We start from the raw sequence: 20,548 nt of genomic DNA, 5'->3' as shown, positions 1-20,548 counted from the left end.
ATATCGCGCGGACGCGGTCCTTGTTCACGGAGAACCTTGATGTGCCAGCTCTGCGACGTCGTTCCTCCCAGCCTAACCTCCCGGCGTCGCTTCCTCGCCGCCGCGGCCTGCACCGCCGCCAGTTTTGCCTTGGCGCCGCCTGCGACCGCCAAAGAGACAAAACCGCCGCCGAAGCCGCAGAACGTGGTGTCGCCCGACACGGCGCTCGACCGGCTGCTGAAGGGCAATCTGCGCTACGTCGAAGGCGTGTCGCGCCGGCACGATTTCAAGCACGAGCGCGAAGCGCTGGCCGGCGGACAGAATCCGTTCGCGGGCATCCTGAGTTGCGCGGACTCCCGCATCGCACCGGAATATGCCTTCGACACCGGCCGCGGCGACCTGTTCGTCTGCCGCGTCGCCGGCAATTTCGCCAGCGACGAGACGATCGCGAGCCTGGAATATGCGCAGTCCGTGCTCGGCGTGCCGCTGTTCATGGTGCTCGGCCATGACAGCTGCGGCGCGGTCGACGCCGCGATCAAGTCGCTGAAGGACAACACCACCCTGCCCGGTCATCTGCCCTCGCTGGTCACTGCGATCGCGCCGGCCGTGAAGGCGACCGAAGGCGGCCCGGGCGACCGCCTCACCAACGCCATCCGGCAGAACGTGATCGACAATGTCGCGAAGCTCAAATCGGCGACGCCGATTCTCAGCGCCGCGGTCGATCAGGGCAAGCTTATGATCGTCGGCGGGGTCTACCGGCTGGTCGACGGCAAGGTCGAACTCGTCGCGGACGCCAGGCGGCCGGCGATTTGAACCTCGGCGCGGCCCGCGGCCACTGAAGCCAAGTGACATCGCGTGAGCGACATGGAGAAGGCGGATGTGGCGCCGAATGTTGTGAACGCTGCTCGTCGTTCCAGTGGCGCGCAACAATCAGCATTTGTCGTTATGGGTCCCTGCTTTCGCAGGGACGACCACCTTATGTGGAAATGGACTCGTAAATCTAACGCCACGCCTCACGTGAACGTCGCTTCCACCTTGCCGAGGCCGTCGAGCTCCATCACGACCGCATCGCCCGCCTTCAGCCAGATCGTCTTGACCAGGCTGCCGGTCATCACGATCTGGCCGGCATGCAGGCCGCGGCCCTCGGTGGCGAGATGATTGGCGAGCCAGGCGAGCGCGTTATGCGGATGGCCGAGCACGTCGGCGCCGCTGCCGCGCCCTTCCTCCTTGCCGTTGACGATCGCGCGGCCGGTGACCGCGCGCAGATCGGGCACGGTGATGCGTGGCACGGCTTCGCCGAGCACGCAGCCGGCCGCGAAGAAGTCGTCGGCGATCAATGTGGGCGCGCCCAGCGTCTCCCATTTGACGTAGCGGTCGTCGACGATCTCGATCGCGGGATGATAGGCCTCGATCGCCTCCGCCACCCATTCGGCGGTGAACGGCGCTTCGCTCGGCGCCAGGTTGCGCGCCAGCCGCACCGCGATTTCGCACTCGACGCCGACCTGGACGAAGTCGGCCGCCGCCAGCCGCACGCCGCTGTCATGCACCACTTTCTCGAATATGCCGCCGCCGCAGGGATGCGGGATGTTGATGTACTCCTGCATCACCGCGCTGGTGCAGCCGATCTTGTAGCCGACCAGGCTGCCGACCTGCGGCTGCAACAGATCGTGCAGCGCGTACTGCACCTGATAGCCTTCGGCCTCATCAAGCGGCACGACCTCCTTCGGAAGCGCCTTGAGCGGCGTGCGGTTGCGGCGCGCGTTGGCGATCGCCTTTGCGGCCGCGAGGACCCGATCCATCTGCGCAGCCTCCCTGATGTTCTCGCCGGCGCGGTGGCGCCAGCGTCTGCTTGCGGCAATTCAGCACTCGCCGACGCGTCTGGCAAGCACGCTGGACGGGAGCGCCCGTCAGGCCTTGACCAGGCCCAGCCTGATCAGGCTCTCGGCGGTGGCGACCAGCATCTCCTCATTGCCGCGCGGCCGCCAGCCGAGCAGGCCTTGCGCCTTGGCGCTGGTCGAGCGGCGCACCTTGCCGAGCAGCGGCAGCGCGGCGCGGGCCAACGGGTTGCGCCGCGCGGCCAGCCGCATCATCCAGTCCGGCGCTTGGAACCACGGCACCCGTCGCGCCTTGCCGCCGAGTTTCTTGCGCAGCACCCGCGCCACCTGCAGCACCGACATGGTCTCGCCGGCGACCGCGAGGAACCGCTCGCCCTTGGCCTTGGGCGATGTCATGGCGCGCAGATGCAGGTCGGCGACGTCGCGCACGTCGACCAGGCCGAAATGGATCCGCGGCGCCGCCGGCATCGCGCCGTCGAGCAGCGCCTTGATGATGCCGATCGACTCCGAAAAATCGGCACCGAGCGCCGGGCCGAATACGGCGGTCGGATTGACCACCGCAAGCTCGAGGCCACCTCCTTCGCGGGCAATGAAATCCCAGGCGGCGCGCTCGGCCAGCGTCTTGGATTTCGGATAGGCCTGCACGTCGGGGCCATCCAGATTGGACCACACGGTCTCATCGAACGGCTTGGCTTGCGGCGGATGGCCATAGCCGATCGCAGCGAACGACGATGTGATGACGACGCGTTTGACGCCGGCATCGCGCGCCGCGCGCAGCACCCGCAGCGTACCTTCCCGTGCCGGCACGATCAGCTCGTTCTCGTCCTCCGGCACGTGAGCGCCGAGCGGCGATGCGACATGCAGCACGTAATCGCACCCTGCGGCCGCCTCGCGCCAGCCGTCATCGCGCAGCAGGTCGGCGGTGACGAAGCCGACCCGGTCGGCCGTCAGCGCGCCCCCCTCGCGCAGCATCGCGATCACGTCCTTGCTGCGATCCGGATTGCGCACCGTGGTTCGCACCGCATGCCCGTCGGCGAGCAGTTGCAGGATGGTATGCGCGCCGATGAAGCCCGAACCGCCCGTCACCAAAACCGTGCTCATGTCCTCGCCCTCTCAATGGTTCGGCGGGACCGGACAATGCGCCGCCCACCCTGCACAGCCCGCATCTGGTCACTATCTGACGTCGGACAAGTAGAATGAAATTCGAGACCGGTATGGAAAACAAGACCAGCGAACTGTGTGACGGCGGTGAATGCGAGAGCTGTCCGACCGACCCCAGCCTGCTGATCGAGTTCAAGCACGCGATCCACGCGCTCGGGGGCAAATGGAAGCTCGAGATACTGTTCACGCTGATGCATGGCGGCGTGCGGTTCGGCGCGCTGCGCCGCGCGCTGGTGCCGATCACCCAGCATATGCTGACCGCGCAGCTGCGCGAGCTCGAGCGCGACGGCCTAGTGGCGCGCAAGGTGCTCGCCGAGAAGCCGCTACAGGTTGCATACGAGCTGACGGATTCGGCCTGGAGCCTGACACCGGCGTTCCGCGAATTGCTGGTGTGGTCGAAGGCCTACGGCCCGCGCCGTCAGCCGGAGGCAAACGAGACGGCACTCGAGGCCGGACTGGCCTGAATGTCGTCTCGCCTTCGGAACGGTATGCGGTCAAGCCATGCCGAGCGCCCGCCGGATCGCGATCTCGACCGGCGAGTAGGCGCCATCGTCACGCGTGAGCCGATATGGCTCGCCGGGGCTGAGCGCGGGCTGCGCCATGAAGCGCGGCCGCTTGCCCCGATGAATCTGCGCGGCGTGCACCAGGAATGGATGGCACAGATAGACGGTGCCCGCCTCCCCCGTCGCCAGTGCGAGCTCGCAATCGGCGCCCATCTGCGCGAGGTTCATGCGCGCGCGTCCCGCCTCGCCCGCCGGCGCGAGGTAGCGCGCCATCGGAACATGCGAGCCGACCCTGATCCGGGTCGGCGCATCGTCCTCGCCGACATCGGAGAACAGGAACAACATCAACAGCGCGCGGCCGCGCGAGTTGACGTTGACCCTCCAAGCGGAGAAATCGCTCCGCTCGTTCGGATCGCAATCGTCGCCAGGAAAGCTGACGTCGACATGCCAGCCGGCATCGCCGGGATCATCCGGATGCGGAAACCGCACCGGGAAGGTCCCGATGTCGTGCCGCGGAGACCAGCGGCCGGGACCGGCGATCTGGTCGAAGGCGCGATGCAGCACCGGCGTATTGATCGCCAGCCGGAACGGTTCCTCGCCATAGCCGGGCAGCCGCACCACCGGGCGCGTCCAGGTCGCAGCATCGTGCTCGCTGCCCGGCAGGTCGCGCCACATGATGGCGCGGCCGGCTTCGGCGCGTTCGCGGGGAAAGGCGTTGTCGATCCTGACAAAGCCCTGTTCGATGAATTGCTCGATTTGCGCGCCGCTCAGCGCGCGCGCGTCGTCTCGATCGGTCATGATTGCCTCTCAAACTGTCGCCAGCCATCGATGGTCCGCACTGCGCGGAACCTGGCCGGTCCGTTCGGTTCACTGGAATCCCGCGAGCCTAACAGGGGGATGATCGGCGCTTCCCCGTGGAAGCGTGTTTCCTTGCGGAAACCGGATCAGCCCAGGAAGAAAACCGAGGCGATGTTGAGAATGCGTGTCATCATGGCGGCGCGAACCTACAACCGGTGCGCGCCGGAAGCAATCGGTGGTGGTCACCCGCCACTATTCGTCGCGATAGACCTTTTCGCGCTTCTCGTGGCGTTCCTGCGCCTCGACCGACAGCGTTGCGATCGGGCGGGCTTCGAGCCGCTTCAGCGAGATCGGGTCACCGGTCTCTTCGCAATAGCCGTAGGTGTTGTCTTCGATGCGCTGGAGCGCCGCGTCGATCTTGGAGATCAGCTTGCGCTGACGATCCCGGGCACGGAGTTCGATCGCGCGGTCGGTTTCCGAGGAAGCTCGGTCCGCGAGGTCGGGGTGATTGACATTCTCTTCCTGCAACGTCTGCAGCGTGAGCTTCGATTCGCGGAGGATCTCGTCCTTCCAGGCCAGCAGCTTGGCGCGGAAATATTCGCGCTGCCGCTCATTCATGAAAGGCTCTTTTTCAGTCGGCCGGTAGTTCTTCAGCTTTTCCAAAGGCAGCCATGTCCCTGTCTGACGGAGGGAACAAAACCCCTCCGCGCGGCGCCTTATATAGCCACGTCATGTGACAGACAATATCTGCCACCGCGAAAGGAGGGGTGCCCCCAAGGCCTTGCACAGGCAAACTTATCCGCCCTGCCCGGGGGCCGCCCCACCCCCTCAATAGCCGACCGTAAAGCGCTGCCGGATATGGGCCGGCCGCTCGATTTCGTCGGCGAGTGCGACTGCGAAATCCTCGAACGAGATCGAGCTTTTCCCGTCGGCCGCGGTGAGAAGCTGATCGGTGCCGAGGCGGAACTTGCCGGTCCGCTCGCCCGCCACGAACAGCGCCGAGGGCGACAAAAAGGTCCAGTTCAGCTGCTTTTCCTGGCGCAGCAGGTCGAGGAATTCGGCCCCTTTGGTCGCTTCGGCCTTGTACTGGGCCGGGAAGTTCGGGGTGGTCACCAGGCGGACGCCGGGCGCCACCTCGAGGCTGCCGGCACCGCCGACCACGAGATAGCGCCCGACCCCGGACACCTTGGCCGCCCCGATCAGCTTGACCGGGTCAGAGACCGAGAAGTGGACGGAACTGATCGCGGCATCATGGCCGGCCCACAGCGCCGCCAGTCCCGCCTGGTCGTTCACGTCGCCCTTCTTGGCCGTGACGTTCGGCAGCGCCGCGATCTTCTCCGGGTTGCGGGCGATGGCGGTGACGGCATGGCCGCGGCGGGCGAGTTCCGCGGTGAGGCGCGAGCCGGCCTGGCCGGACGCGCCGGCGATGGCGATCTTCATCTCAAGTCTCCGATTGATGGTTTCCAATGGTGACTAGATAGCGAAATGCATGTAGGTGTGAAGAAGGCACTCTTGTCTCACCTGATTACGCCGGAGTAACCCCGATGAAAGCCGCCAGCCTGAAGCCGGACGCCTATGCCGCCAATTGCCCGACGCGCCAGATCCTCGACCGGGTCGGCGACAAATGGGCGGTGCTGATCCTGCTGCTGCTGCGCAGCGAGCCGATGCGCTTCAACCAGCTTCGCCGCGCCATCGAGGGCATCTCGCAGAAGATGCTGTCACAGGTGCTGAAAAGCCTGGAGCGCGACGGGCTGCTGCGCCGCCGCGCGATCGCAACCGTTCCGGTCACCGTGGAGTATTCGATCACGCCGCTCGGGCTGACGCTCGCCGAAGCGGTCGATCCGCTACGGGATTGGGCCGAGCAGAATCTGAAGGAGGTGCTGGCCGCGCAACGCCGCTACGACACGCAGCGCAAGGCGCTGGCGGCCTGAAGGCACTGGCGGCCTGAGGCGCTCGGGGCTTGAGAGGAGTCGAGTTGATCGAGAGGAACCTAGTATTGCCCGGCCTTGGCGAGCTCGACTTCGACGCGCAGCTCGATCTCGCTCAGCACGGCATCGAGGCCGGGATCGCCGGAGGATTCCTTCAGGCTCGCGGCGGCATCGCGCAGCCGGTTCACGGTCGAGGAATCGCAATTGCCGGACAGCAGTCCGAGCTTGAGCGCGTCGAGCACGTCGAGTGCGCCCTTGCCGCGGGCCACCGAGCGCCTGCGGCGTTCGGTCGGGTCCTCGACACCTTGCAGCGCAAGCAGAGCATCGAGGCTGGCCGCGGCCTTCGGCGCGGTGGTGGATCGGACCTCTTCCTGGGCGGTGGTCGCATCCGGCAGCGCGAAGCCGCTTCCCGAAGTGCGCCGCGTCGAGCTGGTCGACGTGCCAAGCGTGGTGCCGTTCGGTCCGTAGATGCGCATCTGGATGATCCCGCAGGCCTGAATGGGCCGAGCATCGCCGTTTTATGGTTAACGACACGTAAACGACCCGGCAATTTCTGCAGCCCACACGGCAGTTTCGCGCCGCCTGGCCAACCCAAGCCAAATGGCGGCCCAACAATTTCGATAAATATATCAATACATTGCCCCGACGGAACGATGTGGCACGCAGCTCGCATGGTTAATGGCGGATCGCCGTCATGGGAGTGTCGCGCGATCCGCGCGTTGAAGTTCGAGGGGAGCATCGGGATGCCCGGCATCCGCATCGCAAATCTGGTCGGAGTGGTCTGCGCCGCGTTGCTGGCGCTGGCGGCCTCCGTCATGCCGGCGGCCGCGACGTCGCGGATCAAGGATCTCGCCAATATCGAGGGCGTGCGCCAGAACCAGTTGATCGGCTACGGCCTCGTGGTCGGTCTCAACGGCACCGGCGATACGCTCAACAACATCCCCTTCACCAAGCAATCGCTGCAAGCGATGCTCGAGCGCATGGGCGTCAATATTCGCGGCGCCACCATCCGCACCGGCAACGTCGCCGCCGTGATGGTCACCGGCAATCTGCCGGCGTTCGGCACCCAGGGCACGCGGATGGACGTCACCGTCTCCGCGCTCGGCGACGCCAAGAACCTGCAGGGCGGCACCCTGCTCGTCACCCCCCTGCTCGGCGCCGACGGCAATGTCTACGCGGTGGCACAGGGATCGGTTGCGGTCGCCGGCTTCGCGGCCGAAGGCGCCGCCGCCAGCGTGGTGCGCGGCGTGCCGACGGTCGGCCGGATCGCCAACGGCGCCATCATCGAGCGCGAGATCGAGTTCGCGCTCAATCGCCTGCCGAATGTGCGGCTCGCGCTGCGCAACGCCGACTTCACCACCGCGAAGCGGATCGCGGCCGCCGTCAACGACTATCTCGGCGTCAAAACTGCGGAGCCGATCGATCCATCCACCGTGCAGCTCTCGGTCCCGCCGGAGTTCAAGGGCAACGTCGTTGCCTTCCTGACCGAGATCGAGCAGTTGCAGGTCGATCCGGACCTCACCGCCAAGATTGTGATCGACGAGCGCTCCGGCATCATCGTGATGGGCCGCGACGTGCGCGTCGCCACCGTCGCGGTGGCCCAGGGCAACCTCACCGTCACGATCTCGGAAGCCCCGCAGGTCAGCCAGCCCAATCCGCTGTCGCGCGGCCGGACGGTCGTGACACCGCGCAGCAGCGTCGGCGTCAGCGAGGACGGCAAGAAATTCGCGCTCGTCAGAAACGGCGTCTCGCTGCAGCAGCTCGTCGACGGCCTCAACGGTCTCGGCATCGGACCGCGCGACCTGATCAGCATCCTGCAGGCGATCAAGGCCGCCGGCGCCATCGAAGCCGACATCGAGGTGATGTGATGGCGAGCCTGATCAACAGCACCACCGGCAGCATGCCGAACAAGGCCTTGATGCCAATGTTCAACGGCCGCCCCGATCCGGTGCTGCAGGACGCGATGAAGAAGGTGACGCCGCAGCAAATCACCAAGGCAAAAGCGACCGCGACCGATTTCGAATCGATGTTCCTGAACTCGATGTTCTCGCAGATGACCACCGGCCTGAAGGGCGAAGGCCCCTACGGCGACACGGTCGGCACCGGTCCGTGGCGCTCGATGCTGACAGACGAATATTCGAAGAACTTCGCCAAGTCCGGCGGCGTCGGCATTTCCAACGAAGTGTTCCGCTCGCTGATCCTGCAGCAGGCGGGCAAAAGCTAATTCCAAGAGCCATTCAAGGAGCAGCGCCATGAACCAGCGTCCACAGCACCGGCCAGCCTCCGCCCCCGCCGCGCGGCCCGCAACGTCGACGCCGCCCGACGTCGCGCGGCTCGCCAACGAGCTGACCGAGGTGATGACCGGGCTGCTCGCCGTCGTCGAGCAGGAAACCGAATTCGTCCGCGCCGGCAAGATCCGCGAGGGCATGCGGCTCGAGGCGCAGAAGTCGGAGCTGTCGCGGCGCTACATGCTGGCGGTCGAACACCTGAAATCGATGCAGAAGATGCTGGCGCAGACCGATCCCGAATTGCTGGCGACGCTGCGGCGGCATCACGAGACGTTCCGTGCCATGCTGCAGGTCAATCTGACCGTGCTCGCGACCGCGCATGCGGTCTCCGAAGGCATCGTGCGCGGCGTCAATGCCGAGGTGCAGCGCCGCAACATCCCGAACACCTACACCGCGAATGGCCAGCGCGCAGCGCCGGGCCCGCGCAACATGACGCCGATCGCGATCAGCCGCACGCTCTGAGGCGCGAGACGCCGACAATTTAGCTCAATTCGGCGCGGCGGCGGCAGCGCGCCGTTCAGCGTATTTTCTAACGCCCTATTGAGAGGTTCCCCGTAGAGTTGCGGATCGTGAGGGGTTGGGATTTGACTCAAGCAAACGAGTGCCTGTGCACTACGAGGCTGCCATGAGTACGGATTTCAACATCAAGCCGGTGGGGGCACCGGTCGCAGCGCCGATGATCACTCCCGTGAGCGATACGGCGCAGAAGGCGGTGAAGACCGAATTGCCCGCGAGCCAGAGCGTCACCGCTCCGGAGCCGAGCGTGCGCGTCACGATCGACCCCAATGCCGTCAATGCATCGCTCTCGAACCAGGCGCCGTCGGTCACCGACCAGGTCATCATCGACCGCGACGCGCGCGCTGTGGTCTACCAGGTGGTCGACAATCGCACCAACCTGGTGGTGAGGCAGTTTCCGGAAGAAGCCGTGTTGCGCCGCCGCGCCTATTTCCACATGCTCGATCTCAGCAAGGACGCGCCGGCGCGGGCGCGTGCGACCGACCGACGCGCCTAGGCGCCGGCGAACCTATTCTCAGGTCTTCTGCGTGGCGTAAGCCTTGTCGAGATAGGTCGATCCGGTCGCGGGATCGGTGACGACATTGGCGATCAGCGCCGTTCCGTCCTTCACCAGCGCAAACTTGGTATCGCCGAACCGGAACGAGCCGTCCTTGATCAGGACGTCCTGATACTTGCTGACACCGTCGCTCTGGTAGTGGACCTTGGCGCGGAAGCCATTGACGTTCGACACTGTGAGATTGAACGACTTGTTGTTGGCGTATTTTCCGGTCCAGCTGCCTTCGTAGCGCTTCGGGTCGACAGCCACATAGGGCGTCTTGGACGGCGCCGCGGTCAGTACCGCGGCCTTGTAATTGGCCGACAGGATGCTCATCAGATCGGCCATGCCTGGCGCTCCGTCCCGAACCGTCGATCAGCTGCGGCCCGAAAGACCGGCGGCCAGATTGCAGTTGATATCGATCAGCGACTTGAGCTTCGCCGGATCCGGATCGAGCTGGATGTCGAAGGTCTGCTTCATGACGAACACGCCGATGTTCGCGATGTTCTGACGCACCTCGAGCGGCTGCGGATTGTCGTCGCCCTGCGCGGCGCTGAGGAAGATCGACCACAGACGGCGGTTGAAGAGCAGCGCGTGATCGAGCGCCTTGTCGGGACCGTTCCAGTTGGCCTGGACTTCCTGCAGCTGGCGGGCCGCCTTCAGGAGCGCCTGCGCCTCGATTTCACGTGGGGACGCCGTCGTCGTGGACGTACGGGCGTAGGCCTGGGCTGCATTCGACATTAATGACCTCGATGGGGTGCGGTTTTCTCGAGCCGCGGAGACGCAATTCTAGCGCCCGATATTTATGCATCTGGCGCCTTTAAATATGGTTAGCAGGCCTTGCGAAATACGGCGTTCCGGCGACATGGACAGCGACCGTAATATCCCGGAGACAAACAAAAACGGCGGGGTTTCCCCCGCCGCTGCTGGACTGCTTGTCGTCACGCTTAGCGGAGCAGCTGCAGCACACTCTGCTGCGACTGGTTGGCGAGCGCGAGCGCGGAGACTGCGATCGACTGGCGGGTCGACAGCGCCTGGCTGTTGGCCGCTTCCTCGTTGGTATCGGCCAGCGTCAGATTGGACGAACCGGTCTGCAACACGTTGATCAGGTTCTTGGAGAAATCCTGACGAATCTGCACGATCGACAGGTTCGAACCCAGCGTCGAGGCTTCGCTGCGCAGCGAGGAGCTCGCCGAGCTCAACGACGTCAGCACCTTGTTGGCCGAGACGTTGTCGAGGAAGTCAGTGCCCGCTGTCAGCGTATTCAGGCCAAGGCCGGCGGCGTTGAAGGTGACGCCGCTGATGTTGAGCGTCGACTTGCCGGTCTCGTTGAAGGTCAGCTTCAGGCTGTCGCCGCTCAACAGGTTGACGCCGTTGAAGGAGGAATCCTGCGCGGTCGTCGTGATCTGCTGGATTACCGCGTTGTACTGGCTGACCAGGTTGGCGCGGGTGGTTTGCGAGGTCGGATCGGCGACCGCGGCGTTGACGGTGCCGACGGTAGCGGTGGCGGCGGTGATGTCGACGCCCTCGCCGGTCGGCGCGGTGCCGGAGCTGGTGATGGTCTGGCTCGCCGCATCGTTGGTCGAGGTGAAGGTCAGCGTGTCAGCCGTCGAAGACAGCGAGGCCGTGACCGCAACGCCGTTCGATGCCAGCACGCTGTTCAGCTGGTCGAGCGTCTTGACGGTGGCGGTGCCGCTGCCGGTCGAGAACGACGAACCGATCGTCACCGCCAGGCTGCCGCTCGCGGTCTTGAAGGTCAGCACGGCGCCGCCGAGCTTGCCGGCGTTGAGATCGCTCGCGACCGTGGTGCCGGTGCCGGCACCGGTGCCGGTGACGTCGACATTGGCCTTGGTCGAATAGCCGGTCGGGCTCTGCAGCACCTGGTTGGCGATCGACTTCGCGGTGTCGACCAGCTTCTGCAGCGAGGTGATGCCGGTGTTGGCAGCCTGCAGCACCTGCACGCCGTTGCCGATGCTGTCGAGCAGATTGTTGATGTCGCTGGCGCGGTTGTCGAGCGACTGCGCGGTGAAGAAGTTGGTCGGGTTGTCGAGGGCCGTGTTGACCTTCTTGCCGGTGGCAAGGCGGTTCTGCGTGGTGGAGAGCAGGTCGGCGGTGGACTGGAGGGAGAGGAGGTTCTGACGAACGGAGGAGGAGAGAATGATACCGGACATTTTCATACCTTTCTGGTGTGAAACTGAGGAAAAAGCCGCGCTGTCCTTTCTGACCGGGCGGACGGCCGATCCTGCGTTGGAGCCCGCGAAGGAAACAGAAATCTCCGGCACGGCATTTGAGTCAAATGCCGAAGAATAAAATTGTCCCCATTGAGCGAGGTTCGCCGCGAAAACGACTGATGCGATTGCCGATTTCGGCCGCATGCCGATCCCTGCGCCCGCCCCTTGTTCACCAAGCATTAACCATCATGGGAAAGGATCGCCGTCGCATCGGCCCCGGTCCGCGACGGCGGCTGCTAAGCCGTGCCGAACATGTTCCGCTAGCTGCGACATCGCGCGACTGCCGGCAAAGGAGAACGGTCATGGCCCTGAAGGTCGAACTCAAGCCGAACGAGCGCATCATCGTCGGCAATTGCGTGATCACCAACACCGACCAGCGCGCCCGCCTGCTGATCGATGGCGACCGCATCCCGATCCTGCGTGAGAAGGATATCTTGACGCCCGAGACTGCGGACACCCCGGCGAAGCTGATCTATCTCGCCGTACAGCTAATGTATCTGTCGCCCGACCCGATGGCGCACCACCCGACCTATTTCAGCCTGGTGCGCGACATCATCACCGCGATGCCGAGCGCCTGGCCGTTCATCGAAAGCGTCAACAACTTCATCCTCAACGGCGACCTCTATCACGCGCTGAAAGAATCCAAGAAGCTGATCGCGCACGAGGAGAAGCTGCTGGAATCCGTGCGCGGCCAGCAGCAGGCCAGTCAGGACGACACCCGCAAGAGTGCGTAAACAGTCCCCTCCCCGGAAACGAAAAGGCCTCCGCGAGGAGGCCTTTTTGCTGGCTGGAGATGGACGGCGCGTGATCAGCCGATCGGCAGATATTTCAACAGCGTGGTCTGATACAGCATCGACGTGGTCTGGTACGACGCCTGCAGACTGGTCTGCAGCGCCAGGATCTTGGTCGCGACCTCGTCCTGATTGACGCCCTCGACCGAGTCCAGCATCGTCTCCGCCATGCCCTTGAGCTGGGTCTGGCGATCGGTGGCGGCCTTGGTGGCGGTCTGCGCACCGGCGAACTCGGCCTGCACGTCCTGGATCTGCTGCTGGCCGTTCTGCGGCGCCAGGTTGGCGTTGACGCGCTCAGCCAGCGCCGTCACCTGCGCGCTCGCATTCGGATTGCCGGCATTGGTGGTGACCGCGGCATACACCGCGACGTTCTGCAGCAGATAGCGGAACGCCTGCTCGTTGGCGCGTGCGCCATATTGCACGGTGATCGATTGATCGACTTGCGCGACCGCGGTGCCGCGCGCCGATCCCGGGCCGTTCTCGCCGGTGTACCAGTAGACGGTGTTGCCGGGCGTACCCGCGATCAGGCTGGTGGCGGTGTCGAACGGCGGTCCCCCGACCCTCAGCGGCGCCGGGGCCGCGGTGGTGTTGTTGGCGATGCCGAGCGCGCCGAGGGCCGCGGTATTCGAACTCGAGATCGAGAGGCTCTCGCCGTCGGCGCCGTGCAGGGTGATCACGCCATTGCTGATGGTCGACGGGTTCTTGGTGCCGCTGATCTGGTCGATCTTCGCCATCAGCGTCTGCACGCTGTCGGTGATGTTGACCTGGTTGCCGGTGGCGCCCGAAGCCACGAAGGTGATCGGGGTGCCGTTCACGGTGATGGTGTCGCCGGCCACAAAACTCGTCGACAGCGAGTCGGTGCCTGCGGCACCCGAAAGCGCCGTGGCGCCCGAGATCGGCGCCGGCGGCGTGTTCTGGTTGTTGACGGCGGCGCCCGAAACGGTCGCGACCGGATTGAAGAAGTTGTTGGACGCCGCCACCGCGGAGGCTGCGACCAGCGACGTGTCGCTCAACGTCTTGATCGAGGACGTCAGCGTCGACTGCAGGTTGGCCGTCGTCGCCGCGGTGTCGGCGCCGATCAGGAACGAGCCGGCCGGCGGCGGGTTCGTCGTCGTCGCCGTCAGCTCGATCGCATCCGTGGTGCCGTCGGGCAGCGTGAAGTTGAACTTGATCTGGTCGCCATCCTTCGGATTGACGGCGCCGAGATCGACCGAGGTGGATTTCGGCGTGCCGGTCGGCTGCGTCACGGTGGCGCCGGTCAATGACGATTGCACCGACAGGAGCTTCAGGCCGAACGGCGAGCCATCCTCGGCAACGCTGGTCACCGTCGTGGTCGCCGGCGGCGACGAGACGCTCAGGCGCCCCATCATGTTGGCGCCCTGATCGGCCTGCTTGCGCTCATTGATGAGCTGCGTGAGGCCGGCCTGGGTCGCCGTGCCCTTCAGCATCGTGTCGGCAGGGACCGTGGCCGGCGTATCCATCGCGCGGCCGGAGAACAAATACCGGTCGCCGGACTGGCTGTTCAGCATCGCGACCGCGTTGGCGAAGGCGGCCTGCGCGGTGATCTGGCCCGAGGTTTGGCCATTGTTGTTAAGCGTCAGCGTCGCCGTCGTCGCCGCGTTTTTCACCTGGGTGCCGACATCGGACAGCCCCTGTAAACTGAGGTTGGCGACATTCAGACGCGTGTTGAGATTGGTGGCAGTGTCGGAGAATGCGTTGATGCTGCTGATCTGGGCGCGCAGGCTGAGCGCAAAACCGCGATCAAGCCCCTGCCCCGCATAGGCCGTCGAGACCTTGCCGGTCGCGAGCTGCGTCGTCAGGTCGTTGAGCTGACTGCGCAGGTTGAGGATCGTAGTGCCGATATAGGATGTTCTGCCGCTTACGCCGTCGATCGACATGTTACCCTCACGTGAGCTGCAGCAGCGCGTCGTACATCTGCTTGATCGACGACATCACGCGCGCATTGGCCGAATAGGCGTTCTGCAGCGAGAGCAGATGCGCCATCTCCTCGTCCATGTTGACGCCGGAGGTCGAGTCCATCTTGGACTGCAGCGTATTCAGCACGACATCCTGACCGTCAGCCAATTGCTTGGCGGCCGTCGCCGATTCGCCCTGCTGGCTGATGAACTGCTTGGCAAAGTTCAGCAGCGTGCCGGTGAACGGCGCGCCCGACGTGCCGAGGCCGGTCTGCGGCGAATAGCTGTACGATGCATTCGACAGCTGGTTCAGGATGAGGTTGGCGCGCGTGGTGTCGCCCGCCGGGGTCTGCGGATTGGTCGAGTACACGACCATGCGCGAGGGATCGCCGACCAGCGCGGTGTTGACGCTGATGCGCGCGGCAAGGCCGGTCGACTGGGTGCCGTTCGCGGTGATCGCGCCGGTATAGAGCCCGCCATTGTCGGTGAACAGCGGAAGCTGCGGATCGCCCGACGTCAGCGATGTGACCGTTGTCGTGACCGAGGCCGCGGTCACGTCGGCCTTGTTGGCGGCGCCGTCGTCGAGCACGCGCAGGGTCGAGCCGGACGGATTGGAGAATTGCAGGCCGGTTCCGCCGAGCGCGCCGTTGAGCTGTGCCAGCACCGAGCTCATGCCGCCGGAGAAATCGACGCCCAGCACCTCGTCGTTCGGATCGACGGTCGCGGCATTGCTGAGCGGCAGCACGCTCGGATCGTTGACGCGGATGATCGACAGATTGTGCGTCAGCCCGGTGGTGTTGTCCTTGTAGGAGACATGGATGGTGTTGCCGTTCTGCAGCCCTGAAAGATCGAGGTCGAAGCCGGACTGCGCCCCCGCCGTTGCCGCCGTCCCCGCGGTGGTCTTGTCCGACAATGCGCTCGACATCGCGGCGGCGAACTGGTCGATCTGCGTCTGGGCCTGCGCCAGCGTGTTGTCGCGCAGCTCGAGATAGGCCGCGATCTTGCCGGAGCGGATCGAGTTGGTCGACACCATGTCGTAGGTGCCGCCATGCGGGAACGTGATGGTGATGGTGCCGACGGTGCTCTTGGTCGGGTCGGTGTTGTACAGCGTGTTGGGCGTCATCGTGCCCTGGGCATTGAAGCTGAGCGTCGCCGCCTCGGTGCCGACCAGCTGAACGCCGGAATTGGTGAACACGGACACCTGGTTCTGGCCGTTGGTGACGGTGCGGATGTCCATCAGCTGCGAAAGCTGCGTGACGTAGCGATCGCGCTGATCGAGCAACGCCGCGGTCGACGCGTCGGTCGTGCCGCTATTGGCCGCCAGCTGGACATTGAGGCGCGCGATCTGCTGCATCGCATTGTTTGCGGTGTTGATGGAGTCGCTGATGCCGGCCTCGGCATTGGCGCGCAGCGTCTGGATGCCCTGCGAGGTCGCGTTGAGCTGCTGCGCCATCGATTGCGCGGCGTTGACGACGCCGATGCGCGCCGACTGCGAGTCCGGGCTGGTCGACAGCCCCTGCAGCGCGGTCAGGAATTTGTTGTAGGCGTCCTCGATGGTGCCGGTGGTGTCGGGATTGCCGTACACGCCCTGCAAGTTGGCCAGGAATTGCGAGCGGACGTCGGCATAGGCGGCGCCCGACGTCTCGGTGCGAAGCTGGGTCTGCAGGAATTCGTCGAGCTGGCGGTTGACGCCGGTGATCAGGACGCTCGAGCCGAACTGGCCGGTGGTCCCGGTGGTCTGGTTCAGCGTCTTCCTGACGTAGCCGGGCGTCTCCGCGTTGGCGACGTTCGACGACACGAGCGAGAGCGAGGCCTGCGTGGCGCGCAGGCCGGACATCGCGGTGGAAAGGGCTTGGCTCAAACCCATGCTGTGTACTCGCCTTTACTGCTTCACGCGTGCATCAATGATGCGATCAGCGCACCACGTTCAGGAGATCCTGCACCATCGAATTGGTCGTCGTGATCACCTTGGTGTTGGCCGAATAGGCCTGCTGGGTCACGATCAGCTTGGTGAACTCGTCGGCAATGTCGGTGTTCGAGCTCTCGAGCGACGAGCCGACGATGGTGCCGGCCTTGCCGAACAACGCCGCGCCGGATTCGTCGGTCGCCTCGAACGCACCGCCGTCGATGCGCTTGAGGAAGTTGGTGCCGTTGAAGGTCGCCACCGAGATTTCGGCGAGGTCGATGTTGCGGCCGTTGGTGTAGTTGCCGACGATGCGGCCGTTGGTCGAGACGCTGACCGATTGCAGCTGACCGGCGGGGAAGCCGTCCTGCTGAATCTGGTTGACCTGGACGTTGCCGTTGGCGTCGGCGAACTGGGTCACGCCGCCGGAGCCGAAATTGATCACGGGGCTGCCGAGCGACACGCCGTTGACGACGGCGTTGTTGAGCGCGACCGAGGAGATCGCCGGCGACATCTGGCCGTTCGAGGCGAAGGTGAAGTTGACGTTGACGTTCTGCCAGGCGACCTGCGTGCCGGTTGCATTGGGATTGACCTGGTAGAACAGGTTCCAGGTATCGGTATGTCCAGAGCCCAGTGACGAGCTGTCGGTCTTGGCCCAGCGGAATTGCAGATTCACCGGCGCACCCGACACGTCGTAGGCGGTAACGGCGCCGCCCGACACGGATTCGTTCAGGAAGGTCGAGTTGTCGTTGCCGACGACCTGGCCAGTGCCGACCGTGCCGCCGCCGCCGCGGGTCGCAACCGCCGAGCCGGTGAAGCCGAGCGCCGAGAAGGCGGTCGAGTTCGAGCTCGTCACGTTGAGGTCCGCCGAGGTGCCGGAGTGCAGGGTGATGGCACCGTTGGTCGCGATCGTCGACGGTGTTGCGGTGCCGGTGATGGAGTCGATCTTGGAAAGCAGCGTCCCGATGCTGTCGGTGATGTTGAGCTGGTTGCCCGTAGCGCCCGAGGCCACGAAGGTCAGCACGGTGCCGTTGACCGTGATGGTGTCGCCGGCGACGAAGTTGGAGGAGATCGAGTCGCTGCCGGCGGTACCGTTCAGCTTGGTGGCGGCGGTATTGGCCACCGACGGCGTCGCCTTGTTGTTTTGTGCCGTGCCGGTGACGGAGGAATCGGTATACGGCGCGGCCGGCGTGCCCAGCACCAACGGGTTATTCCCGGCACTGAACGCGCCCGGCCGGATCAGCTCCGAGCCGGGAACCGACGTGTCGTGCGAGGTGGTCAGCGGATAGGATGCGAGGTTGGCGCGATAGTCGATCTTGGTGGTCTGCTGCGCCGGCAGGAAGTCGTTCTTGAAGCGCAACACCTGCGGCGAGGAGCCGGAGGGGTTGCCAGTGGTCGGGTCGATCGGCACGCCCTCGAGGTAATAGCCGGCGCCGTTGACCAGATAGCCGTCCTTGTTGAGCTGGAAGTCGCCGCGGCGGGTATAGCGGTCGACGCCGTCGAACACCGGCGAGCCGTCGGTGAAGCTGCCGGGCTTCTGCACCGCGAAGAAGCCGTTGCCGTTGATCGCCATGAAGGTCGCGACCGACGCCGACTGCACATCGCCCTGCACCGAGTTGGTCGAGCGCGACTGCGCCGTGACACCGCCGGCGAGCTGCGCGGTCAGCGCGGTCTGCGGGACGAGATCGAGAAAGGAGGTATCGATGCGCTTAAAGGCCGTGGTCTGCGAGTTGGCTATGTTGCCGGAGATGTTCTCGAGTGCGTACGACCCTGCGCGCAAGCCACCGACCGCGGTCGTCAGTGCGCCGAAGATACCCATGACATGTTCTCCAATTCTAATCCCGGCGGCTGGCAATCAGCAGGTGGCCGCATCGGCGGAGCACGTCGCAAGGGTCGTGCCAGGAAACGAATCGTAACAAAATCATGCGCTTGAAAAAAAAGCCCCGGCCGTTTAACCGGGGCACAATTGCCGGGCCGGCAACAATTGCCGGGAGGGCGCGCGGTCCTGACAGCGCCCCTTGGCTCAAAATCGAGGTGCTCGTCAGGTCGCCGACGGCGCGGCCGGATGAAACACCAGCGCAAAGCCGTCCATGCAGTAGCGCAGTCCGGTCGGCTTCGGGCCGTCGTCGAACACATGGCCGAGATGGCCACCGCAACGGCGGCAATGCACCTCGGTGCGTACCATGCCGAAGGTGCGGTCGGACGTGGTGCCGACCGCATTGTCCAGCGGCTTCCAGAAGCTCGGCCAGCCGGTGCCGCTCTCATATTTAGTCTCGGACGAGAACAACGGCAGGTCGCAGCCGGCACAGGCGAAGGTGCCCTTGCGGTGTTCCTTGAGCAGCGGGCTCGATCCCGGCCGCTCGGTGCCCTGGTTGCGCAGGATCTCGTATTGCTGCGGGGTGAGTTGCGCACGCCATTCGGCGTCGGTCTTCTCGATCTCGAATTTCTCGGCGGCGTTCTTCTCGGAAGCCTTGGCCGGCGAGGTGCGCAGCCAGCGGAAGGCGGCGAAGCCGAGCAGGCTGGCGACGGAAGCAAGCAGGATGCGGCGATCGATCATCAATCATCTCCGATGCGGGCGGCCAAGTCAGGCGGCCAAGTCAGGCCGAAGGGGCTCGCCAACAAATACGAACCCCGCTGCTGGACGTTACATCCGCCCGTCGGTGATCCGCTCACTTTCTTGCGAGGCGCGAGGATACCGCGGCTCAGCGTCCTCGGCCGGCCGGGGCACAGGCGGGGCCGGCGGCCGCATGGCGGCCCCCGGCGGGCGACGGGGCGCCGGTCCCCGGGTTCCGGCCTTCAGATTGGCCTCGGCGAGCCGCGCTTCGCGGGCCTGCTCCCTGGCGCGAGCGCCCTCGCGGTAGCGCGCCAGAACGCCCGCCGCGGAGGAAGCGCCCCTCGCCCACAGGCTGACGAAATGACCGGCGACGCGGCCGGTGGCGCCGCCGGCCCAGACCAGCTCGAACGGCGAAAACAGCCGCCAGCGGTCGTCGCCCCACAGGATGCTGCGTGCGATCAACTGCCCCGCGAGCGCCGAGGTGCTGAGCCCCTGCCGGCCGAAGCCGCTCGCCACCCACAGGCCCCGGCGCAACTGCCCGATCTGCGGCATGCCATGCACGGTGACGCCGACCGCGCCGCCGAACACATCGGCGACCGGAACCTTGCCGAGCTGCGGAAATACCGTGGCGATGCGGCGCTGCACCGCCGCGCCGAGCCGCTGCGGCCGCGCGTTCCAGGTGGTTTCGGGACTGGCCCACAACAGGCGGTCGCCGTCGACGACGCGGAAATGGTCGATGCCGTCGCTGTCGAGGACCGAGCCGGAAAAGGCGATGGTCTCGGCCAGCCGCTCACCGAGCGGCTCGGTCAATGCCGCGTAGCGCCACACCGGCAGCAGCGTATCGGACAAGCGCTTCAGCGGCGAACCGAGATGGACATTGCCGGCGAGGACAATGTGGTTGGCGCGCAGCCGCGCCGTCGGCGTCACGATGCGTTTGCGGATGCCCGAGAAATCGATGCTGACGACCGGCGTCTCCTCGAAGATCCGCACGCCTGCCCGCACGGCCAGCGCGGCGAGCCCGTGCACATATTTGCGGCCGTCGATCTGCAACGCCTTCGGGTAATAGATGCCGTGGAAGTAACGGCCGGTCCTGAGCACGCTGCGCACGCGATCGACCTGCCAGCCTTCGACCTCGGTCGCAAAATCCTCGCCCAGCATCTGCAGGCGGCTGATCAGCGCCTCGCCGACATCGACATTGGAGACTTCCAGCGCGCCGTCGCTCGCCTTGATGCCGGGGATCAGATCCTCGGTGGCGGTGGCGCGGACATAGTCGGCGCCCTCCTTCGACAGCGCCCACAATTCGCGGGCATCGTCGAGGCCGACACGCTCGATCACATCCGATATCGGCAGCCCGTAGCCGGGCATCACGGTTCCGAGATGGTGACCGGAGGCATTCCAGCCGATCTGGCGGCCCTCGAGCACGGCGACGCTGGCACCGAGCCGCGCCGCCTCGCGGGCCACGGTCAGGCCGGCCAGCCCCGCCCCGACCACGCAAATGTCGACGTCGAGGTCGAACGCCAGGCGGTCGCGGAACGCCGAAGCCGCCTCGTCGGGGCCGTCCGCCGCACTTGTGGAAGTCTCGCTCATGGCGTTTTCTTACGAACCGCCGC

General features: G+C 65.5%; 23 protein-coding genes. 9 read left to right on the top strand and 14 right to left on the bottom strand.

Annotated features, from left to right (window positions below):
- The first annotated feature begins 39 nt into the window (after positions 1 to 39).
- Positions 40 to 792 carry a carbonic anhydrase gene (locus tag ACVIW0_RS12750; protein WP_461352654.1) on the top strand — a complete coding sequence of 251 codons (753 nt, stop codon included), beginning with the start codon at positions 40 to 42 and terminating at the stop codon, positions 790 to 792.
- 200 nt (positions 793 to 992) lie between these two features.
- Here ACVIW0_RS12750 and ACVIW0_RS12745 read toward each other — a convergent pair whose 3' ends face one another.
- Both ACVIW0_RS12745 and ACVIW0_RS12740 read right to left on the bottom strand, forming a co-directional pair.
- Positions 993 to 1,778, bottom strand: a complete 786-nt coding sequence (locus ACVIW0_RS12745; protein WP_461352653.1) for a 2-keto-4-pentenoate hydratase — start codon at positions 1,776 to 1,778, stop codon at positions 993 to 995.
- Between the two features lie 108 nt (positions 1,779 to 1,886).
- Positions 1,887 to 2,915, bottom strand: a complete 1,029-nt coding sequence (locus ACVIW0_RS12740) for an SDR family oxidoreductase (RefSeq protein WP_461352652.1) — start codon at positions 2,913 to 2,915, stop codon at positions 1,887 to 1,889.
- Between the two features lie 95 nt (positions 2,916 to 3,010).
- Between ACVIW0_RS12740 and ACVIW0_RS12735 the strand changes: the two genes are divergently transcribed.
- On the top strand, positions 3,011 to 3,439 hold the full coding sequence (locus ACVIW0_RS12735) for a winged helix-turn-helix transcriptional regulator (protein ID WP_461352651.1): 429 nt from the start codon (positions 3,011 to 3,013) through the stop codon (positions 3,437 to 3,439).
- A 30-nt stretch (positions 3,440 to 3,469) separates the two neighbouring features.
- On the opposite strand, the gene ACVIW0_RS12730 is transcribed toward ACVIW0_RS12735, so the two are convergent.
- From ACVIW0_RS12730 to ACVIW0_RS12720, 3 genes are all read right to left on the bottom strand, one after another.
- On the bottom strand, positions 3,470 to 4,276 hold the full coding sequence (locus ACVIW0_RS12730) for a phytanoyl-CoA dioxygenase family protein (RefSeq protein WP_461352650.1): 807 nt from the start codon (positions 4,274 to 4,276) through the stop codon (positions 3,470 to 3,472).
- A gap of 252 nt (positions 4,277 to 4,528) precedes the next feature.
- On the bottom strand, positions 4,529 to 4,894 hold the full coding sequence (dksA, locus tag ACVIW0_RS12725) for an RNA polymerase-binding protein DksA (protein ID WP_461352649.1): 366 nt from the start codon (positions 4,892 to 4,894) through the stop codon (positions 4,529 to 4,531).
- Positions 4,895 to 5,104: 210 nt separating this feature from the next.
- A complete protein-coding gene (locus tag ACVIW0_RS12720) occupies positions 5,105 to 5,716 on the bottom strand; it encodes an NAD(P)-dependent oxidoreductase (protein ID WP_461352648.1) in 612 nt (203 codons plus the stop codon).
- A 104-nt stretch (positions 5,717 to 5,820) separates the two neighbouring features.
- On the opposite strand from ACVIW0_RS12720, the gene ACVIW0_RS12715 reads away from it, so the two are divergent.
- Positions 5,821 to 6,207 (top strand): winged helix-turn-helix transcriptional regulator, encoded by a 387-nt coding sequence (locus ACVIW0_RS12715; RefSeq protein ID WP_456753824.1) that lies wholly within the window; start codon positions 5,821 to 5,823, stop codon positions 6,205 to 6,207.
- 59 nt (positions 6,208 to 6,266) lie between these two features.
- Here ACVIW0_RS12715 and ACVIW0_RS12710 read toward each other — a convergent pair whose 3' ends face one another.
- Entirely contained in the window at positions 6,267 to 6,680 is a 414-nt protein-coding gene (locus tag ACVIW0_RS12710) for a flagellar assembly protein FliX (RefSeq protein ID WP_461352647.1), read from the bottom strand.
- A gap of 267 nt (positions 6,681 to 6,947) precedes the next feature.
- Here ACVIW0_RS12710 and ACVIW0_RS12705 point away from each other — a divergent pair, with 267 nt between their 5' ends.
- The 4 genes from ACVIW0_RS12705 to ACVIW0_RS12690 all read left to right on the top strand — a co-directional run bounded on the left by ACVIW0_RS12705 (position 6,948) and on the right by ACVIW0_RS12690 (position 9,504).
- The gene (locus tag ACVIW0_RS12705; protein ID WP_461352646.1) at positions 6,948 to 8,072 is read left to right on the top strand and encodes a flagellar basal body P-ring protein FlgI; all 1,125 of its coding nucleotides are present in this window, start codon (positions 6,948 to 6,950) and stop codon (positions 8,070 to 8,072) included.
- Positions 8,072 to 8,428: a flagellar assembly peptidoglycan hydrolase FlgJ gene (gene flgJ / locus ACVIW0_RS12700; protein ID WP_212015612.1), complete on the top strand. Its 357-nt coding sequence runs from the start codon at positions 8,072 to 8,074 to the stop codon at positions 8,426 to 8,428. The genes ACVIW0_RS12705 and flgJ overlap by 1 nt, the downstream gene beginning before the upstream one ends.
- A 28-nt stretch (positions 8,429 to 8,456) precedes the next feature.
- The gene (locus ACVIW0_RS12695) at positions 8,457 to 8,954 is read left to right on the top strand and encodes a hypothetical protein (RefSeq protein WP_461352645.1); all 498 of its coding nucleotides are present in this window, start codon (positions 8,457 to 8,459) and stop codon (positions 8,952 to 8,954) included.
- Positions 8,955 to 9,117: 163 nt separating this feature from the next.
- Positions 9,118 to 9,504: a hypothetical protein gene (locus ACVIW0_RS12690; protein WP_461352644.1), complete on the top strand. Its 387-nt coding sequence runs from the start codon at positions 9,118 to 9,120 to the stop codon at positions 9,502 to 9,504.
- An 18-nt stretch (positions 9,505 to 9,522) separates the two neighbouring features.
- Here the strand turns inward: ACVIW0_RS12690 and ACVIW0_RS12685 are convergent, their stop codons facing one another.
- The 3 genes from ACVIW0_RS12685 to ACVIW0_RS12675 form a co-directional block, all read right to left on the bottom strand.
- Positions 9,523 to 9,891, bottom strand: coding sequence for a hypothetical protein (locus ACVIW0_RS12685; RefSeq protein WP_461352643.1), 369 nt, complete (start codon positions 9,889 to 9,891; stop codon positions 9,523 to 9,525).
- Between the two features lie 27 nt (positions 9,892 to 9,918).
- Positions 9,919 to 10,284, bottom strand: coding sequence for a flagellar biosynthesis regulator FlaF (flaF, locus tag ACVIW0_RS12680; RefSeq protein WP_461352642.1), 366 nt, complete (start codon positions 10,282 to 10,284; stop codon positions 9,919 to 9,921).
- A gap of 206 nt (positions 10,285 to 10,490) precedes the next feature.
- On the bottom strand, positions 10,491 to 11,714 hold the full coding sequence (locus ACVIW0_RS12675; RefSeq protein ID WP_461352641.1) for a flagellin N-terminal helical domain-containing protein: 1,224 nt from the start codon (positions 11,712 to 11,714) through the stop codon (positions 10,491 to 10,493).
- Between ACVIW0_RS12675 and ACVIW0_RS12670 the strand changes: the two genes are divergently transcribed.
- Both ACVIW0_RS12670 and flbT read left to right on the top strand, forming a co-directional pair.
- Positions 11,701 to 11,853, top strand: a complete 153-nt coding sequence (locus tag ACVIW0_RS12670; RefSeq protein ID WP_461352640.1) for a hypothetical protein — start codon at positions 11,701 to 11,703, stop codon at positions 11,851 to 11,853. The two genes, ACVIW0_RS12675 and ACVIW0_RS12670, sit on opposite strands and share 14 nt — an antisense overlap.
- A 223-nt stretch (positions 11,854 to 12,076) precedes the next feature.
- Positions 12,077 to 12,508 carry a flagellar biosynthesis repressor FlbT gene (gene flbT / locus ACVIW0_RS12665; protein ID WP_461352639.1) on the top strand — a complete coding sequence of 144 codons (432 nt, stop codon included), beginning with the start codon at positions 12,077 to 12,079 and terminating at the stop codon, positions 12,506 to 12,508.
- 74 nt (positions 12,509 to 12,582) lie between these two features.
- Here the strand turns inward: flbT and ACVIW0_RS12660 are convergent, their stop codons facing one another.
- The 5 genes from ACVIW0_RS12660 to ACVIW0_RS12640 form a co-directional block, all read right to left on the bottom strand.
- The gene (locus tag ACVIW0_RS12660; RefSeq protein WP_461352638.1) at positions 12,583 to 14,463 is read right to left on the bottom strand and encodes a flagellar protein; all 1,881 of its coding nucleotides are present in this window, start codon (positions 14,461 to 14,463) and stop codon (positions 12,583 to 12,585) included.
- Between the two features lie 7 nt (positions 14,464 to 14,470).
- Complete coding sequence (gene flgK / locus ACVIW0_RS12655; protein ID WP_461352637.1) at positions 14,471 to 16,348, bottom strand: flagellar hook-associated protein FlgK; 1,878 nt, start codon at positions 16,346 to 16,348, stop codon at positions 14,471 to 14,473.
- A 46-nt stretch (positions 16,349 to 16,394) separates the two neighbouring features.
- Positions 16,395 to 18,203, bottom strand: coding sequence for a flagellar hook-basal body complex protein (locus ACVIW0_RS12650; RefSeq protein ID WP_461352636.1), 1,809 nt, complete (start codon positions 18,201 to 18,203; stop codon positions 16,395 to 16,397).
- Between the two features lie 222 nt (positions 18,204 to 18,425).
- Positions 18,426 to 18,941 (bottom strand): peptide-methionine (R)-S-oxide reductase MsrB, encoded by a 516-nt coding sequence (gene msrB / locus ACVIW0_RS12645; protein ID WP_461352635.1) that lies wholly within the window; start codon positions 18,939 to 18,941, stop codon positions 18,426 to 18,428.
- Positions 18,942 to 19,028: 87 nt separating this feature from the next.
- Positions 19,029 to 20,525, bottom strand: coding sequence for an NAD(P)/FAD-dependent oxidoreductase (locus ACVIW0_RS12640; RefSeq protein ID WP_461352634.1), 1,497 nt, complete (start codon positions 20,523 to 20,525; stop codon positions 19,029 to 19,031).
- Positions 20,526 to 20,548 lie beyond the last annotated feature (23 nt).

The sequence above is a fragment of the Bradyrhizobium sp. USDA 4454 genome (assembly GCF_054822705.1).
The sequence above is the reverse complement of the archived record's forward strand: the minus strand, read 5'-3'. Positions and strand labels throughout refer to the sequence as shown.

Bases quoted from the DNA above. Each gene is read 5' to 3' on its own strand.
- flaF (WP_461352642.1), bottom strand. From the start codon at position 10,284: ATGTCGAATGCAGCCCAGGCCTACGCCCGTACGTCCACGACGACGGCG.
- ACVIW0_RS12695 (WP_461352645.1), top strand. From the start codon at position 8,457: ATGAACCAGCGTCCACAGCACCGGCCAGCCTCCGCCCCCGCCGCGCGG.
- ACVIW0_RS12690 (WP_461352644.1), top strand. From the start codon at position 9,118: ATGAGTACGGATTTCAACATCAAGCCGGTGGGGGCACCGGTCGCAGCG.
- ACVIW0_RS12740 (WP_461352652.1), bottom strand. From the start codon at position 2,915: ATGAGCACGGTTTTGGTGACGGGCGGTTCGGGCTTCATCGGCGCGCAT.
- ACVIW0_RS12685 (WP_461352643.1), bottom strand. From the start codon at position 9,891: ATGGCCGATCTGATGAGCATCCTGTCGGCCAATTACAAGGCCGCGGTA.
- ACVIW0_RS12640 (WP_461352634.1), bottom strand. From the start codon at position 20,525: ATGAGCGAGACTTCCACAAGTGCGGCGGACGGCCCCGACGAGGCGGCT.
- dksA (WP_461352649.1), bottom strand. From the start codon at position 4,894: ATGAATGAGCGGCAGCGCGAATATTTCCGCGCCAAGCTGCTGGCCTGG.
- ACVIW0_RS12735 (WP_461352651.1), top strand. From the start codon at position 3,011: ATGAAATTCGAGACCGGTATGGAAAACAAGACCAGCGAACTGTGTGAC.
- flgJ (WP_212015612.1), top strand. From the start codon at position 8,072: ATGGCGAGCCTGATCAACAGCACCACCGGCAGCATGCCGAACAAGGCC.
- flbT (WP_461352639.1), top strand. From the start codon at position 12,077: ATGGCCCTGAAGGTCGAACTCAAGCCGAACGAGCGCATCATCGTCGGC.
- ACVIW0_RS12705 (WP_461352646.1), top strand. From the start codon at position 6,948: ATGCCCGGCATCCGCATCGCAAATCTGGTCGGAGTGGTCTGCGCCGCG.
- ACVIW0_RS12720 (WP_461352648.1), bottom strand. From the start codon at position 5,716: ATGAAGATCGCCATCGCCGGCGCGTCCGGCCAGGCCGGCTCGCGCCTC.
- ACVIW0_RS12745 (WP_461352653.1), bottom strand. From the start codon at position 1,778: ATGGATCGGGTCCTCGCGGCCGCAAAGGCGATCGCCAACGCGCGCCGC.
- ACVIW0_RS12670 (WP_461352640.1), top strand. From the start codon at position 11,701: ATGATACCGGACATTTTCATACCTTTCTGGTGTGAAACTGAGGAAAAA.
- flgK (WP_461352637.1), bottom strand. From the start codon at position 16,348: ATGGGTTTGAGCCAAGCCCTTTCCACCGCGATGTCCGGCCTGCGCGCC.
- ACVIW0_RS12715 (WP_456753824.1), top strand. From the start codon at position 5,821: ATGAAAGCCGCCAGCCTGAAGCCGGACGCCTATGCCGCCAATTGCCCG.
- ACVIW0_RS12660 (WP_461352638.1), bottom strand. From the start codon at position 14,463: ATGTCGATCGACGGCGTAAGCGGCAGAACATCCTATATCGGCACTACG.
- ACVIW0_RS12650 (WP_461352636.1), bottom strand. From the start codon at position 18,203: ATGGGTATCTTCGGCGCACTGACGACCGCGGTCGGTGGCTTGCGCGCA.
- ACVIW0_RS12750 (WP_461352654.1), top strand. From the start codon at position 40: ATGTGCCAGCTCTGCGACGTCGTTCCTCCCAGCCTAACCTCCCGGCGT.
- ACVIW0_RS12675 (WP_461352641.1), bottom strand. From the start codon at position 11,714: ATGTCCGGTATCATTCTCTCCTCCTCCGTTCGTCAGAACCTCCTCTCC.
- ACVIW0_RS12710 (WP_461352647.1), bottom strand. From the start codon at position 6,680: ATGCGCATCTACGGACCGAACGGCACCACGCTTGGCACGTCGACCAGC.
- ACVIW0_RS12730 (WP_461352650.1), bottom strand. From the start codon at position 4,276: ATGACCGATCGAGACGACGCGCGCGCGCTGAGCGGCGCGCAAATCGAG.
- msrB (WP_461352635.1), bottom strand. From the start codon at position 18,941: ATGATCGATCGCCGCATCCTGCTTGCTTCCGTCGCCAGCCTGCTCGGC.